The sequence below is a fragment of the Arenicella xantha genome, assembly GCF_003315245.1.
Lineage (GTDB): Bacteria > Pseudomonadota > Gammaproteobacteria > Arenicellales > Arenicellaceae > Arenicella > Arenicella xantha.
Map to the genome: position 1 here is coordinate 151,269 of NZ_QNRT01000003.1, position 15,618 is coordinate 166,886.

Consider the following 15,618-nt stretch of genomic DNA (forward strand, 5'->3'; position numbering starts at 1 on the left):
TTTTATGAGTCATGTACAAGTATGCCGAGAGGTAGATCTTAACGCGCAGGAATGTTCTGCTTTGGCGGAGACGCTACTAGATAAGTTGGTTGATAAGTTTGGCGGGAGCTATCGACCACAAGGTGACAACTATCGATACCGACATACGGCCGGTGTCGACGCTACTGTAGAGCCCAAGCAAGGTACTCTTTTGGTCAACGTTAAGTTGGGGTTTATGACGCGCGCGCTGGCTCCTCAGTTAGAGGCCGAGATGAATAGAGTGCTGGATGAGTACCTTGATGTTTAACCTGAGCTTGATTAGAAGACTGATTCTAATTAGGGCGCGCATTCTAAACCTTGGCGCTAGAATCTGCCTCAACTAATACAATCTACTCACAGGTGAGTATCATGGCAGACGAAAAAAACCCAGTTGTTGCAGCAGCCGATAAAGCCGTTGCAGTTGAAAAAGAAGTTAACCAGACAGCTAAAAAAGCAGCTAAGAAAGTGACAAAAGTTGCTAAGAAGGCGACTAAAAAAACGGCTTCAACAGCCAAAGCAGCAGATAAAACGGCAAAAAAAGTTACCAAAAAGGTAACTAAGAAAGCGACTACTGCGAAAAAAGCAGTGACTAAAAAAGCGACGACAGCGACGAAGGCCGTGAATAAAAAAGCCACGGAAGCAAAGCAAACGGTAGCTAAAAAAACGACCCGAGCTAAAAAGGTTGCTAAGACTGAAGCCGAAAAAGTAGAAGGCCGTATCGAGCAGTTACAAGCCATGCTAAAAGATAACTTGTCCGGTTTGAGCGGCGATAAAGCTGAAGTAATGGCTAAAAATATTTGGCTGGCAGGTCTTGGTGCCTATTCTCGAGCGTTTGAAGAGTTGTCAGAGCGCTATGAAGATGTGCAAGGTAAGTACGAAGAAATTAATGCCGAAGGTCAAAAGGTGTTTGCTGACTTAGTTCAGCGTGGCCAGTCGATGCAAGGTGAGCTAGAAGATAACGTGAGTAAAGGGCGAGAGTCTTTAGAGGATCGCGTTGAAGAGTTTAAACAGCGATTCGGTGGCGGCTTGTCATCATTTGTTGATATTCCAGAGCGTCTGCGTGAAGCGGCTGAAAAGGTTGAAGAAATCAGTAAGCGTTTACGTGGCAAGAAGAAATAGTCTAAGCTTGTACGCCGAGGCGGCTTAAGTCTAGACCAAAGTGACTCACTTGGCTGTGAGTCACTTTTTTATTGCTTAAGATTTATGGTTGATATATCATTGACCAGTCAAATATATAGCAGGTAATAAAATGTCTAGCCAATCAGATAATATGTTGTTCCTCATGGAGCTTTCGGTATTGCAGTCAAAACTCGATAAGCGGCTAAGCTTGGCGTTGTCCATTCATGGTGTCAGTCTTAGTGAGTTCATGGTTTTGCACCAACTAGCTAATGCTCCTGACCACTGTCTGAGCCGGGTTGTACTCGCAAGTGCTGTGCATTTGACTGCGTCTGGAGTGACTCGATTACTTAACCCGTTAGAAAAGCTGCATATCGTCGAAAAGCAAAAGAATAGCCGAGATGCACGTGTAAGCTTAGTCCACCTTACGGAGGTTGGCTTGGAGACTTATGTGAACGCTAAGCAAACTTACAGCGAAACGGCCGATGCGCTGTTAGACAAAGTTGATACTAACGAGCTCAGTGAGATGTTGAATTCAATGCGAGTCGCGATCTAGCGTTTAAATAGTGGCCAGAGTTGTATGCGGCTAAAATTGAACCAAACGCAAATTACTGAGTTAGGAAAACCGCTATTAGTTAGCGGTTTTTTTGTCAGCGACTAACTCCAATTTTTTCTTGGCGCTAGTGATCTTGCGACGTGGATGAGCGGCCCGTCTGCCGCCATTGATCACGCGTTCGTCAAGTCCTTCGATAAGTCGGTTTAACGTGCGGCTGATATGCGTTTGAATTCGAATCCGTTCCATATTCGGCCATGTGGCACGTTGGCCTTCGTTCATTAGCTCGATAACTTCTTCTGATGACCGAGCAGCCATTACTTGGGTCGGGCTGAGGAATCGCTTCGATGGTAATAGATTGATGTCGCCAGTATAGGTTTGTGATACCACTGAAATATAGCCGTTAATCAGCTTGCTCAAATAGGAATCGGCTTTAAGTGGTCGTTGCACCAAGTGTGATGCCGCTAAGCCCCAATCTTTCATGGTTTTGAGTGCAGTCTCGCTAACGGTTGATAAGATTCCTTTGTCGCTTTTTTCGGCACTCAAAAATGGTAATGCTAGCGGGTTAGTCTGGCTGACAATAAAGTGATTTACTCCATACAGCCTCGATAACCGCTTCATTGGTAAGTCGTCACTCAATGAGCCGTCAACCCACTTTCTAGAAGGTAGGTAAGGTACCCGATTACCTTTGACGTCGCGTGCTGCCAGTGACACTGGTGGGAAGACGCCCGGTATACAGCAGGAGGCTAGAACGGCTTCTCTGAGCATAACATTCGGTGATGTTATGGCATTCATTAGACGCGATTTCTGATGGTGCTCGTAGGGGGCAACCGAGATATTTATCTTAAGCCCCGAAATTTGATACGCCTCTTCAAAGGTGACGTCGGGAATGATTCGTTCAATAATATTGACCAAATCATTTTTTCTTAGATTGCGTTTTTTTCCAGGTGCTAAGTTTCGCAGAATAGATTTAATATCTTCCTCGAACTCCAAAAATTCTGGCTCAAAGATGCCACCTAGCTCTTCGGGTGTACGAGTGCCTGCTACCGCAGCGATCAAGGCACCACCACTGGAGCCTGAAATGACGTCAGGAATTAGGTTCTGTTCCCATAGCGATTTTAGAACGCCGACATGGAAAAACAGGAATGTGCCTGAGCCACTAAACATCAACGCCGACTGTCCAAAACATAAGTGGGCGCGGTGAAAAAAGTCAATTTTTTCGCGCAGGCTAACGCCTTTAACGGATGGCTGGGCAAGATGCTGCAGCGCTGAAGAAACCTCTTCTGTGTAGTCGACGATCAGTTGCTTGGTTCCGAACTTGGCTTTTTTATAAAGACTAGATCGGCCCATTCCGCCTAAGTTGCCGTGGATGCCTTCATTAAGGGTGAATAGTAGGCCGTGATTGTCATTAGCACGCCGCATGATTTGCAGGGCATCGAGCCGTCGGCGAATAGATGCGTAGTCGTAGCGGCGACTTTTTTCAGTTTCTTTCCATCTCTGGAGACCGCTTCGTTCGTCGAACGCAATGGCTGCTTCTTGCCATTCTTCGTAGGTTTCGGCTTCCGCCATTTTTCGCTCAAGCGCTTTTGACATAGTAATAATCACGTTGTTTTCCTCGTCTTTGGTGCTTTTCTATTTGCCTCTTAATGGGCTGCATCAATAATAATGAATAGTCTAGACGATAGTTTTTTATGGTTGACCCAATTTCACCAGAATAGTGAAGGTTTGACCCGCTCGCATCGCTAATCTGATGAACTCATTGCTAAGTTTTCTTAGCGCGCGGTTTGCGACTAATCGCTTTGTATAATTCGACAAATTCCTGAGTTACTTTATGGCTCGGGTCTAAGTAAATTAACGGTGTGTGTAGCGCGTGCGACTCTTTGACTTTGACTGATGATGAGATATACGGCTTCAAGAGTTTGAAGTCCTCTTTTTCTAGCTCATCTACGGCTTGTTGAGGCAACCTCGCACGCGACTGAAATTGATTAACCACTACGCCCTCGATCTGCAATTGAGGATTATGATCCTCAATAATTTCTTCTAGTTCCTCCATTAGGTCAATCATGGCATCGCGAGCGAACACATCGCAGTCGTAGGGAAGAATGCATCGATCCGCACTTATTAATGCTGACAGAGTGAAGAAGTTTAGGGCTGGTGGTGTGTCGATGTAGATTTCATCGTAATCCTCGTGCAGATTGTTTAGAAAGTCACGAAGTTTATAAATCTTATGTTTGGCTTCAAGTTTGGCTTCCAAATCAACCAAGGTATAGCTGGCTGAAATGAGCGACAAATTCTCAAATTGAGTTTTTCGAATGTAGTCTTCCGAAGTGAAGTCGCGATAATTGCGACTTATGGTCGACTCCATGAATTCGGCGATACCAACTACATTGTCCTTGCCGTCATGGCCGAGGTAACTAGTGGTATTCGCCTGCGGATCCAAATCAACGACCAATACCTTCTTGCCTTGACTAGCCGCGATGGCTGCCAAGTTACAGGTGATTGTTGATTTACCGACCCCACCTTTGCGATTAAAGACGACTCTTTTCATAAAATCATTCTATATCAATCTGCGGTTAGGTTTGTTGCGGAGTCGGTAAATTTAGAATCCAATTTCAAATAGAGTTGGTTGTTTGTCGTTTGTCTATCTGCCGATAAAGCTGTTTGTTTGACCTATAGTGCAGCCAACATCTTCTTATTGAATGGCGTCATTTCAGCAAGCGCATTATCGCGAACCTTGTGAGCCCAGTCTGGGTTCGCAATCAGCGCTCGACCAACAGCAACTAAATCAAATTCTTGCGCGTCGAGTCGCTGAATCAAGTTATCTAAGCTTGCAATTTCGCCATCTTTGAATGCTTGATCGCCGGGTTCCGGTAAAAAGTCAGCATTTAGGCTAACACTTCCGACCGTGATTGTCGGTTTGCCGGTCAGTTGCTTGGTCCAGCCAGCTAAGTTCAAATCGCTGCCTTCAAATTCAGGTTCCCAAAAGCGTCGAGTTGAGCAGTGAAAAATGTCGACGCCAGCATCCACTAAAGGTTGTAGAAAGGCTTTTAATTCGTCAGGTGACTCGGCCAGCTTTGCTGTGTAATCTTGCTGTTTCCATTGCGAGAAGCGAAAAATAATCGGAAAGTCTGCGGCGACTTTGGCGCGAATGCCTCGCACAATTTCGCAGGCAAAGCGACTACGGTTTTCTAAGCTGCCACCGTATTCATCATCACGATGATTGGTGCCAGGCCAAAAGAATTGATCGAGCAAATACCCGTGTGCGCCGTGAATTTCAATTGCATCAAAGCCGATTCGTTCGGCGTCAACCGCGGCTTGAACAAATGATTCAACTACTTCGTCGATATCTTGTTTAGTCATGGCGTGGCCGGTCACTTTGCCAGGAAATGCCATTCCGGATGGGCTGTACCCAGGGGTGTCGCCACCAGGCTCAACGCCGGGTCGACGAATGCCGCCAACATGCCATAGTTGCGGTGCTATTTTTCCACCTTCAGCGTGCACAGCGTCGACTACTTTCTTCCAGCCTGCAAGCGCTTCTTCGCCTGCGATTAGAGGTACATCGGGGTAGCCGCTTGCCGATTTATGGCCAACGCAAGTGCCTTCGGTGATGATCAGACCAACGCCGCCTGCCGCACGTTGTCGGTAATACTCCACCACATTATCTGTGGGTACGTTACCGGGGGACATATTGCGCGTCATGGGAGCCATAAGTACGCGATTGGATAGCTCTAAGCTGCCGATAGAGAACGGTGCAAGTATTGAATTCATGGTTGTCCTAATTTTGTATTCTGAGTTTTTAATTCTTGTTTTAGACTTCGAATTTAAGTATCGATTTAATTTTTTCAACTGTAGCGGTTTATCACGTGTTGCTACGCCACTGAATTGGAGCTTATTGCGTTAGATCAAGAGCAATACTTGCCAGTGGCTCGACTAGTTCGCCGTAGTTTGCAGCATTGTTGCTGGAGGCGTTACCTTGTTGAGCTCGCTTTGCTACACCTTGGCAAATCGCGGCCAATCGAAATAGGCTGAAAGCCAAGTAGAAGTTCCAATTAGGGATCGACGTGACCCCCGTGCGTTCACAGTACATGGCGATATATTCTTGTTCAGTGGGAATGCCGAGCTGCTCAAGGTCTGCGCCGCGTAAGCCGGGAAGACCTTTACCGTGCGGAATATGGTACTGCATGCACTGATATGCTAAATCAGCATAAGGATGCCCAATGGTTGAGAGTTCCCAGTCGAGAACTGCGATAGCCTGTGGTTCGCTGCGATGAAACATTAAATTATCCAGCCGGTAATCGCCGTGAACGATCGATACAAGGCCATCGTCTGCAGGCATATTTGCCGGTAACCATTCGATCAAAGAGTCTACCGCTGGGATCGGATCCATTTCTGAGGCTCGGTATTGCTTGGTCCAGGTATGCGTTTGTCGGGCAAAGTAATCGCTATGTTTGCCAAAGTCGCTTAGTCCGACCGCATCAATGTTAACCATGTGCAAGGCACTCAGCACGCGGTTCATTTCCGTGTAAATGGCGCGTCGTTCTTGTGCGTCAGAATCCGGCAACACTGGGTCCCATAGAATCCGACCGTCAAGATATTCCATTACATAAAACATACTGCCGATCACTGCGTCGTCTTCGCACAGTGCAATAGGCGTGGCTACTGGTACCGCGCTGGACTGTAGTGCGGTGAGCATTCTGAACTCGCGGTCTACCGCATGCGCCCCTTTGAGCAACTGGCCGGGCGGTTTGCGTCGCAATACGTATTGCGCATTCGGGGTCGATAGCTTGAAAGTGGGGTTGGATTGGCCACCAGGGAATTTTTCGACCTCTAAAGGAAGTTCAAAACCATCGACATATTGCTTCAGATAGTTTGAGAGGTTGTCGATGTTTAGATCGTGCATAGTATTTCGGCGCTAATATTGTAAGTGCATGTCTAGTTAGAAGACAAAGTGTACATCATAAATTACCGTTGAGGCGTGGCGGAGCCTAATTTGATTGCAGTGGGCAACCTACTTGGACTCTGATTGGCCTCGCCGCCAACTTGTTGGGCTCATATTAAACCACGATTTGAACGCTCGAATGAAATTGGCGGGTTCTTGGTAGTTTAGAACAGCGGCGATATCAGCGATGGTAAGGTGAGTGTTCTGCAGCATATTGATCGCGTGTTGTTGTCGTACTTCGCACAATAATTTTTTATAGCTTTGCTGACGTTCATTGAGTTTGCGTGCCAAGGTTCGCTTAGATACATGGTGGTTATTTGATAGTTGTGCTAAATCGGGTAGCTCTGACGTATGGCAAGACCCATTTGCTCTGGCGCTAAAGTGCTGATCAAGCGATAAGCGAATGGACTCGGCTATATCTTGGTCGCCTAAATGTTTTAGTTTGATTTCTTGGCATTTTGCAAGGTTACTCTTAAACGTGTCAGGGTCTGATAGTGGCGAGACAATTTGCGCCCAGGAGGCTGGGATGCTTAGCCGATTGTGCGGAGCATCGAATTCACAACGGACGCGATAAAACGTCTCGAGTTGTTTCGCATAGGCGGGTTTAGGGTATGCAAAGGAGATCACCGCATTGTTGCCGAGCGGATGTGCCATGATCGTTTCAATTAGGCGTTGTGCTACGCTAAAGCAGGTCTCGATAAGCCATCGGCCAACTAAGGGATCTTCGGTCTGGTCAATGGATATGAAGTCAAGTCGATTATCATGCCGCCTCAGCTCACTTCGGTAGGTTGAGGTCCGAGTAATGGCGAAGTCAGTCAAGACGCGCAAGGCAACGTTAAGGTTGGGTGCGCTGAGTACGGCGAATCCTAACGGACCGTGGCTTCCAACCGAGATGTGGTCGCCATAGCGCAATACCCACGAGTCCAAACCATGCGCAGCGCACATCTCGAAGACCAACTTGATATCGTCTAATGTAACGTATTCAGAACTCAGTAGGGACGATGCCCGCTCGCCGAAGATGGTGTTGAGAACCCCCATTAAGTGGCTGTCGGCATGGAGTACACGCAAATAAGTTGAAGCCAGATAGGGAGGGGCGGACATTCGACTAAGATATCATCTCGCGCACATGCTTGGCAATTAATGACAATAAGATTGTCACTTAGTGAAATTCCGGTGATTCTGCAAGCGAGGTATAGTGATTCAACACATTTGGAGGAGCTATGACCGTTTATACAATTGATCACCCTGAAAAAGGTCGCATTGAGTTTCGTGATAAAAAGCGCTGGTTGTGGACTAGTGCAATTTTGTTCACATTGATGCCATTGCCGATTATTGCGGCTTACGTATGGACTGAGAATCCATGGGTTCTAGTACTACCGTTGGCCGTTTCGTTCGGCCTTATTCCCTTGGTGGACTTTTTGATGGGAACCGACCGCACTAACCCTCCTGAAGAGATTGTGCCGCAATTGGATGCCGATCCTTATTACCGCTATCTGTTGATCGCCTCGGTGCCAGCACATTTCATTGCGGTCATCGCTGGCGCTTGGTTAGTTGGAACGTATACGCTACCGCTTGGGTTCTTTATTGCGTTCTCGATTGTTATGGGTATGTACAGCGGAATGAGCATCAATACCGCACACGAGATCGGACACAAAAACACCAAATTAGAGCGTTTGTTATCTCGAATTACTTTAGCGGTGACAGGCTACGGTCATTTTTGCATCGAACACAATTTGGGGCATCATCGTGACGTGTCTACCCCCGAGGATCCTGCGAGTTCAAGAATGGGTGAATCGATCTATCGATTCATGCTGCGTGAAATCCCTGGTGCGGCTAAGCGTGGTTGGAGAGCCGAAGCCGCGCGTTTAGAACGTCGCGGTAAGCGCGTTTGGAGCTTGGATAATCACATTTTACAGTCGTACGCGTTGACGTTGGTTTATCAAGGCGCTTTGATACTTTTGTTCGGGCCGTTGTTAATCATCTTTTTTGTGTTACACAACGCCACTGCTTGGTTTCAATTAACCAGCGCTAACTATATTGAACATTACGGACTGCTTCGGGAGAAAAAGCCCAACGGTCGTTATGAGAGGTGCCAACCGCATCATTCTTGGAATGCCAATCACATTTTCAGTAATTTACTCTTGTTCCAACTGGAGCGTCATTCCGATCATCATGCGAATCCAAGTCGCAGCTACCAAAGTCTCCGCAGTTTTGAAAACTTACCAGAACTCCCATCTGGCTACTCAGGCATGTATGCATTAGCTTACTGGCCGCCACTTTGGTATCGCGTGATGGATAAACGCTTGATGGCTATTGCGCATATCAATGGCGATTTGAGTAAGGTCAATATCGACCCTAAGAACGAAGCAAAGATACGAGCCCGATGGGCTAGCGCGGGTCCGACGACGGCGTAGTGCGATCGGACTCATTGCCAAATAAAAAAAGCCCCGATTGATATCGGGGCTTTCTTTTTTTGCCTTCTTAATTCTATTCTTAGCCTTAGATGCTACTAATCTAAGTCGATTCCTTTGCTCAAACCTTCTCTACGCTTGCGTTCTTTGGCTTCGTATTTTTTAAGGCATTTGCCTTTGGTGACCATTGAGCATTCAAGGTATCCAGATATTTCTGCAATTACAGCTCGAATTGCTTTGCCTGCCGGAGTTTTCTTCTCGTTGGCCAGTGCGCCACCAAAACCGCCGCGGCTAAGGCCGATGCTCATGCCAAGACCGCCAGAGCGCGCCTCAACGGTACGTGTGTCGACAATCTCACCGGTGGTCGAATCTACGACGCGCAGATCCACCGCAATATATGCTTTTTTACTTTTTCCGCCGAGTGACACACCTTTAAAGGATATGCCGCCACCTGTTGAATTCACATTGGACTCAAATGAACTGACTGTGGCAGTAACTAAGTATTGTGCGCCAACCATTTTGCCCATTTTAGCGGCTTGACCACCGCTAACTCGTCCCGAAGCAGCAAGGTCCTGTTCGCCTAATACAGATGCTAATTTTTGGCGCTCGATCATGCGGAATTTCTTGCCGCTAGCGAGTTCGTTGGTGAGCATGCCGCCTAACTCTCGGCCAACACTGCTGCCCCACCAGCCGGCGTTAGTGTTATTACGAAAGTCTAATACGGCCATGGTTGGCTTGTCGGCGTGAGCGGCGTTGGTGAACAAGGTGGTGACCAGCAGCAACGCTAGTATCTTGATAAATTTCATGGTTTGGTACTCCCCACTTTTTGTTTAGTGTTGATGGTGGATGCGGACCCGCTGCTATTGCTCGGGTGCGAGTCCGATGTGATTCTATACTAGCAGCAGTTCTGTGCCTGCGATATCCCCTAGATAGATGATAGCGCTGCCAGTGATGAATGATCATTTCACCTAACGCTCCTGACTACAACGGGCCAAATGGCCGTGTGTAATAGCTTAAGGGTGCTACTTAATATTCTTCTCCATGGCGGTTAGGATTCCGCGCAGAATGTTCAGTTCCAGAGCGTCAGGTTCCGCTCGTGTAACAAGGTGGCGAATGCGTTGCATGGTTTCGCCTTGATGCGGACGTAAGAACTGTATTTTTCGCAAAACTTGTTCAGTATGCTCAAAGAGCATCTCTACTTCAGCCGAAGTCGGCAGAGATTTCGCTGGCGTCTCCGGTGTGATTGACTGCTCGGTATGATGACGTTTATATATTTCGTAGCTAAGAGTTTGTACCGCAGCAGCCATATTTAGTGAGCTGTATTCGGGGTTGGCTGGGATCGTGACCCGGTATTTTGCGTGACGGATATCATCATTATGTAAACCCATCCGCTCCGGTCCAAAGATTAATGCCACTGGGCTCTGCTGAGCCGCACTGGTTAGCATCTCAGCGGCGGCTTCAGGGTCAAGTTCAGGCAAGTCATAGCCACGTGGGCGGGCAGTGCTGGCAATCACGACAGTGCAATCAGCGACGGCTTCGGTAAGGCTATCCTTAATCGTTGCTGACGCCAATAAGTCGGTCGCACCAGCGGCCATTTTTTCAGCCTCTTGAGCTGGAAAATCCCGTGGGTTAACCAGGCATAAATCGCTCAAACCCATGGTTTTCATGGAGCGAGCGGCTGACCCAATATTGCCCGGGTGAAATGTTCTTACCAATATGATTCTTACGTTTTTAAGCATGTTGTGCGGAGGTTCATTGGCTAAGTTGAAAGGGCGCTTCAGTGGTGATGATTCGCTAGTCGTGGTTGGATATTCACAGTCCACGTAGCGTATTATGCCGCCGTAAACGGGGATAGAGTATCAAATGTGTTCGCACAATACGCAATGCACTTCCTTTGACTCGCATCCTATATGCACGGTTATTGGCCTCTTTTAAGTCGATTTCTGCGTCGCTTTAGCGCTGTTTGTGTTGACTTGATGACACTCCATATTCCTGAATACGTATGCAGAATATTCCTTTGAGTCATGAATACGTATGCAGCTGCTTCCTTGGATTAGGGCATTCAAATACGATTGTTAAGCGATTATTACAAAATCATTAAATTGAATTATAAAAGAGGAAGATCATGAAAGTGACAAACCGGCTAAAAACAGCATTAGACAAGCAGCAAGCGTCTAGTGCTGGGGTGTTCTACCGAACCACCTTATCTGCGTGCATTGCGGCGGCGATCGCTGGGGTATCTGCACCTCAGGCATTCGCGCAAAGTGATGCGAGCAGTGATGCAGTTGATAATGTGTTGGAAGAGGTGGTTGTGACCGGCTTCCGTGCGAGCATCCGTGATTCGATCGATCAGAAGCGTTTTTCAAACGTCGTGGTTGAGTCTATTAGTGCTGAAGATATCGGTAAATTGCCAGACTCGAGCATTGCCGAATCAATTGCGCGCTTGCCCGGCCTCGCTGCGCAACGACTTGATGGTCGAGCTAGTTCGATCTCCGTGCGTGGTTTTAATGAAGACTTTTCAACTACTACGTTTAACGGTCGTGAACAAGTTTCAATCGACGACAATCGTGGCGTGCAGTTTGACTTATATCCATCCGAAATTATGTCGGCTGTTACGGTTTACAAAACGCCAACAGCATCGTTGGTAAATCAGGGCATAGCCGGAACTATTGACCTACAAACCGTACGTCCGCTTGATCGAACTGAAAGTGTTGCGGCAATAAATATTTCAGCGGAACAGAATAGCCTCAAGAACTTAAATGCTGATGGTGAAGACACAGGCTATCGTGGCACCTTCTCCTATATTGATCAATTCGCCGACAACACCGTTGGTGTAGCATTGGCATTGTCGACATTCGAATCACCTAATAATGAAGAGCGTTGGAACGCTTGGGGTTACCCGACTGATGATGCTGGTAACAGTGTGTTGGGCGGTGCTAAGCCATTTGTTCGGTCATCAAATTTGCAGCGCGACACCTTCATGGGTGTGGTGCAATTTCAACCTAATGAAGCATTGTCGATCACCGCAGATGCGTTGTACATCGATTTCTTAGACGAAAAAATTCTGCGTGGTATCGAAATTCCTGGTGCAATTTGGGGCGGTGGATTCGGCACTGTTTACACGCCGGGCACGATTGATAATGGCTTTGTTACAAGTGGAACGTTGTCGAATGTGATGGGCGTTGTGCGAAATGATTTCGAGCAACGTGACGCTACCTTGAAGAACTTTGGTGTCAACATCGAATATGCTCTGAGTGACTCGCTAACCCTTGAAGTGGATGCCAGTTCATCGCAGACGGAACGAACGGTTTGGAGCCTTGAAAGCTACTCTGGAACCGGTCGAGGAACCGGCGTTGGCGCAACCGATACGCTTGGCTTCACCATGGACGGGCAAGAAGGTGTCACGTTCACCAATCAGTTGAACTACGCGGACCCAGCGTTGATCCAATTGGGCGGCCCACTTAGCTGGGGTAATGGCAATACGGTTCCTGCTGATGGGCAAGATGGTTTTATTAATATTCCCGAAGTAGACGACGAGCTAAGTGCATTTCGTATTGATTTGTCGAAGGACTTTGATCAAGGATTTTTAACTCAAGTTTCGGTTGGCCTTAATTACACAGACCGTACCAAAGAGAAGCGCGATGCTGGCTTCTTTTTGACCTTGCGTGACTACCCAAATCGTTCTGGTGTTCCAAGTGGATATGAAGTTGCTCCAACGTCGCTTGAATTTCTTGGGCTTGGCAGCATGCTGTCCTATGACTCTTTCGGTTTATACAACGACGGCTTTTATGTCGAAACGGATGAGAGTTTAACGTCAAACAATCGCTTGATTAATAGTTGGAGCGTCACCGAGAAGATTACTACGGCATTTATTCAAGCTGACTTTGCGACTGAACTAGCTGGCATGCCGTTGACCGGTAATCTCGGTCTTCAATACGTTGATACTGACCAAAGTTCGCGCGGTAATGCAGTGACAAGTGAGAATGGTTTTGCAGTAGCAACTCCACGTGAAGCGGGGGCGAATTACGACCACACTTTGCCAAGCTTAAACATGTCTCTTGAGCTATCCGACAATCAGAAATTACGTCTAGGTTTGGCGCGTACGATTTCACGCTCACGAATGGATCGAATGAATTCAGGTTTCGGTTATAACTTTAATTCAGCATTGAATGCCGTCGGACTACCTCCGTTCTCGGCTGAAGGCGGAAACCCAGAGTTACGCCCAAATGAGGCCGATCAATTTGACTTGAGCTACGAATGGTATTTCAGCGATGAAGGTTATGTGGCTGTTGCCTATTTCTATAAGGACTTGAAAACGTGGCAAGAGCAGACTGAAATTCTAGAAGATTTCAGTGGCATTATTCCTCCCGGTGCTGACGGCGTAGTTAACAACACGGGCGGTGTGGTTAAAGCTTGGGTTGATACTACAACTGGCAGCATAGATGGTTTTGAGTTGACTGGTGTCTTGCCTGGTAATGTGATTTCTGAAGCGCTAGATGGCTTTGGCGTCAGTGTCAGTGCGTCTTTTCTTGATAGCTCGTTAGACTCAGCCATTGATGGTGGTCCAATCGTGGTGCCAGGCTTGTCTGAGGAAATTATCAACGCCACGGTTTTCTATGAGAAAAATGGTTTCAGTGCGCGTGCTAGTGTTCGAGATCGTCAAGACTTCCTTGGTGAGCGCTTCGGTATTTCGTTTAGCCGAGAGTTCACTACGGTCGAGGGCGCGACGATTTGGGACGCTCAAGTTGGTTACGATTTTGGGGAGGCTGGCATAGAGGCGCTTGAAGGATTGGCGCTCTCGTTCCAGGCTCAAAATTTGACGGATGAACCTTATTCAACCATTAACGGTGATGGGTTTGTCACTGACTTCCAACGCTATGGTCGTACTTACTTGATTAATGCTCGTTATAAGTTTTAACCTATGATGATGCTGATGTTTGGTCGGTAGCTAGAGGCTTTGATGCGCTCGCGCAACCGCCAACTTTAATCAATAGATAACCCCTGTGGACTTTGTTTGCAGGGGTTTTTTTACTTCGTTATGCTGCCTTAAAAACAGCGGCGATTGGGCAGATACATGACAGATAAAATCATTAACAATGTTGTAATTGTGGGCGGTGGAACAGCTGGCTGGATAAGCGCTGCGCTGCTAGTACGCATGCTCGGTAAAACGCTGAATGTTACTCTAGTTGAGTCAGATCAAATTGGCACTGTCGGGGTCGGAGAGGCAACTATTCCGCCGATTCTCACTTTGAATCAAGCGCTAGGTATTGATCAGGCGGATTTTATGGCTAAGACAAATGCCACAATCAAGCTTGGTATAGAGTTTGAAAATTGGCGCAAACCGGGGCATAAATATATGCACGCGTTTGGAAAGCTTGGCAAAGACTTCCCATTTTGTGGTTTTGAGCAGCTTTGGTTGCGGGGTTTGAAGGCTGGCTACAGTAGTGACTTCTGGGACTATTCATTAAATTACCAAGCGGCCAAGCAGGGAAAATTTGCGCTATTGGACAATATTCCCAAGACTGATATGCAAGGCTTGGTTTACGCCTTTCATTTTGATGCCGGCCTCTATGCTAACTATCTGCGAGAATTGAGTGAGCGAGCCGGTGTGACTCGTATAGAGGGCAAGGTTAAGCAAGTTGATCGGCATACCGCGAGTGGCGACATTACCAGCCTAGTGCTTGATGATGGGCGCACTGTAGACGGCGATTTATTCATTGACTGTAGTGGTTTTCGAGCGTTGTTGATCGGTGAGACACTAGGTGTGGAGTACGAGGATTGGCGTCATTGGTTACCGTGTGATTCAGCGCTGGCAGTGCAATCTGAGGCAAGCTTGCCAGTGCCGCCATATACGCAATCTATTGCGCATAGCGCTGGTTGGCGATGGCGTATTCCATTAACCAAGCGCACCGGTAATGGCATTGTGTTCAGTAGCCAACATATGCACGAAGAAGAGGCTCGACAATACCTACTGGATAGTTTGGACGGAGCGGCTATTACTGAGCCGCGACTGCTTAGATTTACCGCCGGTAGGCGCGCGTCACAGTGGCATAAGAACTGTGTCGCCATCGGCTTGTCGTCAGGGTTCTTAGAGCCGTTAGAGTCAACCAGTATCCACCTTATACAGACGGCGGTGATTCGGTTGTTAAAACTATTTCCACACGCTGGGATTAAAGCTACTGAAGTTGCCGAATACAACCGACAAGCCGCTGAAGAGATAGAGCACGTTCGAGATTTTATCATTTTGCACTATCACGCGACCGAGCGGGAGGACAGTGAGTTTTGGCGTGCGTGCCGGAGTATGGATATTCCCGACGGCCTACGACACAAGATCGAGTTGTTTCGCCAATCGGGCAAGGTTTACAACCCGACCGAAGCGTTGTTTTCGGACGTGGCGTGGCAGCAGGTAATGCTGGGGCAGGGGATTGTGCCTAATGACTATCATCCATTGGCGGATGCGATGTCGGAGGCTCAATTAGCGGAGTATCACCGCAATGTAAAGTCGATCATCAAGCAAGTTGTTGAAAAGCTTCCGCTGCATCAAGATTTTCTGGATGTAGTTCATCGCAAATCTTGACAAA

Annotated in this window: 13 protein-coding genes; 6 read left to right on the plus strand and 7 right to left on the minus strand. The window is 47.5% G+C overall.

Features of this window, described 5'->3' with window-relative positions; genetic code table 11:
- The first annotated feature begins 4 nt into the window (after positions 1–4).
- From DFR28_RS12610 to DFR28_RS12625, 3 genes are all read left to right on the plus strand, one after another.
- A complete protein-coding gene (locus tag DFR28_RS12610; protein ID WP_113954728.1) occupies positions 5–286 on the plus strand; it encodes a polyhydroxyalkanoic acid system family protein in 282 nt (93 codons plus the stop codon).
- 101 nt (positions 287–387) lie between these two features.
- A complete protein-coding gene (locus tag DFR28_RS12620; RefSeq protein WP_170132087.1) occupies positions 388–1,137 on the plus strand; it encodes a hypothetical protein in 750 nt (249 codons plus the stop codon).
- 130 nt (positions 1,138–1,267) lie between these two features.
- On the plus strand, positions 1,268–1,690 hold the full coding sequence (locus tag DFR28_RS12625) for a MarR family winged helix-turn-helix transcriptional regulator (RefSeq protein WP_113954730.1): 423 nt from the start codon (positions 1,268–1,270) through the stop codon (positions 1,688–1,690).
- A 75-nt stretch (positions 1,691–1,765) separates the two neighbouring features.
- Here DFR28_RS12625 and DFR28_RS12630 read toward each other — a convergent pair whose 3' ends face one another.
- From DFR28_RS12630 to DFR28_RS12650, 5 genes are all read right to left on the minus strand, one after another.
- Positions 1,766–3,280: a DUF3336 domain-containing protein gene (locus DFR28_RS12630; protein WP_113954731.1), complete on the minus strand. Its 1,515-nt coding sequence runs from the start codon at positions 3,278–3,280 to the stop codon at positions 1,766–1,768.
- 169 nt (positions 3,281–3,449) lie between these two features.
- Entirely contained in the window at positions 3,450–4,235 is a 786-nt protein-coding gene (locus tag DFR28_RS12635) for a ParA family protein (RefSeq protein WP_113954732.1), read from the minus strand.
- Positions 4,236–4,357: 122 nt separating this feature from the next.
- A complete protein-coding gene (locus DFR28_RS12640; RefSeq protein WP_113954733.1) occupies positions 4,358–5,455 on the minus strand; it encodes an NADH:flavin oxidoreductase in 1,098 nt (365 codons plus the stop codon).
- A 121-nt stretch (positions 5,456–5,576) separates the two neighbouring features.
- Positions 5,577–6,587, minus strand: coding sequence for a phosphotransferase (locus DFR28_RS12645; RefSeq protein WP_113954734.1), 1,011 nt, complete (start codon positions 6,585–6,587; stop codon positions 5,577–5,579).
- A gap of 108 nt (positions 6,588–6,695) precedes the next feature.
- Positions 6,696–7,727 carry an AraC family transcriptional regulator gene (locus DFR28_RS12650; protein WP_113954735.1) on the minus strand — a complete coding sequence of 344 codons (1,032 nt, stop codon included), beginning with the start codon at positions 7,725–7,727 and terminating at the stop codon, positions 6,696–6,698.
- 119 nt (positions 7,728–7,846) lie between these two features.
- Between DFR28_RS12650 and DFR28_RS12655 the strand changes: the two genes are divergently transcribed.
- The gene (locus tag DFR28_RS12655; protein ID WP_113954736.1) at positions 7,847–9,040 is read left to right on the plus strand and encodes an alkane 1-monooxygenase; all 1,194 of its coding nucleotides are present in this window, start codon (positions 7,847–7,849) and stop codon (positions 9,038–9,040) included.
- 95 nt (positions 9,041–9,135) lie between these two features.
- Here DFR28_RS12655 and DFR28_RS12660 read toward each other — a convergent pair whose 3' ends face one another.
- Complete coding sequence (locus DFR28_RS12660; RefSeq protein ID WP_113954737.1) at positions 9,136–9,843, minus strand: CsgG/HfaB family protein; 708 nt, start codon at positions 9,841–9,843, stop codon at positions 9,136–9,138.
- Between the two features lie 216 nt (positions 9,844–10,059).
- A complete protein-coding gene (locus DFR28_RS12665) occupies positions 10,060–10,776 on the minus strand; it encodes an RNA methyltransferase (RefSeq protein WP_113954738.1) in 717 nt (238 codons plus the stop codon).
- A gap of 386 nt (positions 10,777–11,162) precedes the next feature.
- Here DFR28_RS12665 and DFR28_RS12670 point away from each other — a divergent pair, with 386 nt between their 5' ends.
- Positions 11,163–13,955, plus strand: a complete 2,793-nt coding sequence (locus DFR28_RS12670) for a TonB-dependent receptor (RefSeq protein ID WP_113954739.1) — start codon at positions 11,163–11,165, stop codon at positions 13,953–13,955.
- A 156-nt stretch (positions 13,956–14,111) separates the two neighbouring features.
- Positions 14,112–15,614: a tryptophan halogenase family protein gene (locus DFR28_RS12675; RefSeq protein ID WP_113954740.1), complete on the plus strand. Its 1,503-nt coding sequence runs from the start codon at positions 14,112–14,114 to the stop codon at positions 15,612–15,614.
- Positions 15,615–15,618 lie beyond the last annotated feature (4 nt).

What these genes read in the sequence shown, in the direction of transcription:
- DFR28_RS12610 (WP_113954728.1), top strand. Translation starts at nt 5, where the DNA reads ATGAGTCATGTACAAGTATGCCGAGAGGTAGATCTTAACGCGCAGGAA.
- DFR28_RS12620 (WP_170132087.1), top strand. Translation starts at nt 388, where the DNA reads ATGGCAGACGAAAAAAACCCAGTTGTTGCAGCAGCCGATAAAGCCGTT.
- DFR28_RS12625 (WP_113954730.1), top strand. Translation starts at nt 1,268, where the DNA reads ATGTCTAGCCAATCAGATAATATGTTGTTCCTCATGGAGCTTTCGGTA.
- DFR28_RS12630 (WP_113954731.1), bottom strand. Translation starts at nt 3,280, where the DNA reads ATGTCAAAAGCGCTTGAGCGAAAAATGGCGGAAGCCGAAACCTACGAA.
- DFR28_RS12635 (WP_113954732.1), bottom strand. Translation starts at nt 4,235, where the DNA reads ATGAAAAGAGTCGTCTTTAATCGCAAAGGTGGGGTCGGTAAATCAACA.
- DFR28_RS12640 (WP_113954733.1), bottom strand. Translation starts at nt 5,455, where the DNA reads ATGAATTCAATACTTGCACCGTTCTCTATCGGCAGCTTAGAGCTATCC.
- DFR28_RS12645 (WP_113954734.1), bottom strand. Translation starts at nt 6,587, where the DNA reads ATGCACGATCTAAACATCGACAACCTCTCAAACTATCTGAAGCAATAT.
- DFR28_RS12650 (WP_113954735.1), bottom strand. Translation starts at nt 7,727, where the DNA reads ATGTCCGCCCCTCCCTATCTGGCTTCAACTTATTTGCGTGTACTCCAT.
- DFR28_RS12655 (WP_113954736.1), top strand. Translation starts at nt 7,847, where the DNA reads ATGACCGTTTATACAATTGATCACCCTGAAAAAGGTCGCATTGAGTTT.
- DFR28_RS12660 (WP_113954737.1), bottom strand. Translation starts at nt 9,843, where the DNA reads ATGAAATTTATCAAGATACTAGCGTTGCTGCTGGTCACCACCTTGTTC.
- DFR28_RS12665 (WP_113954738.1), bottom strand. Translation starts at nt 10,776, where the DNA reads ATGCTTAAAAACGTAAGAATCATATTGGTAAGAACATTTCACCCGGGC.
- DFR28_RS12670 (WP_113954739.1), top strand. Translation starts at nt 11,163, where the DNA reads ATGAAAGTGACAAACCGGCTAAAAACAGCATTAGACAAGCAGCAAGCG.
- DFR28_RS12675 (WP_113954740.1), top strand. Translation starts at nt 14,112, where the DNA reads ATGACAGATAAAATCATTAACAATGTTGTAATTGTGGGCGGTGGAACA.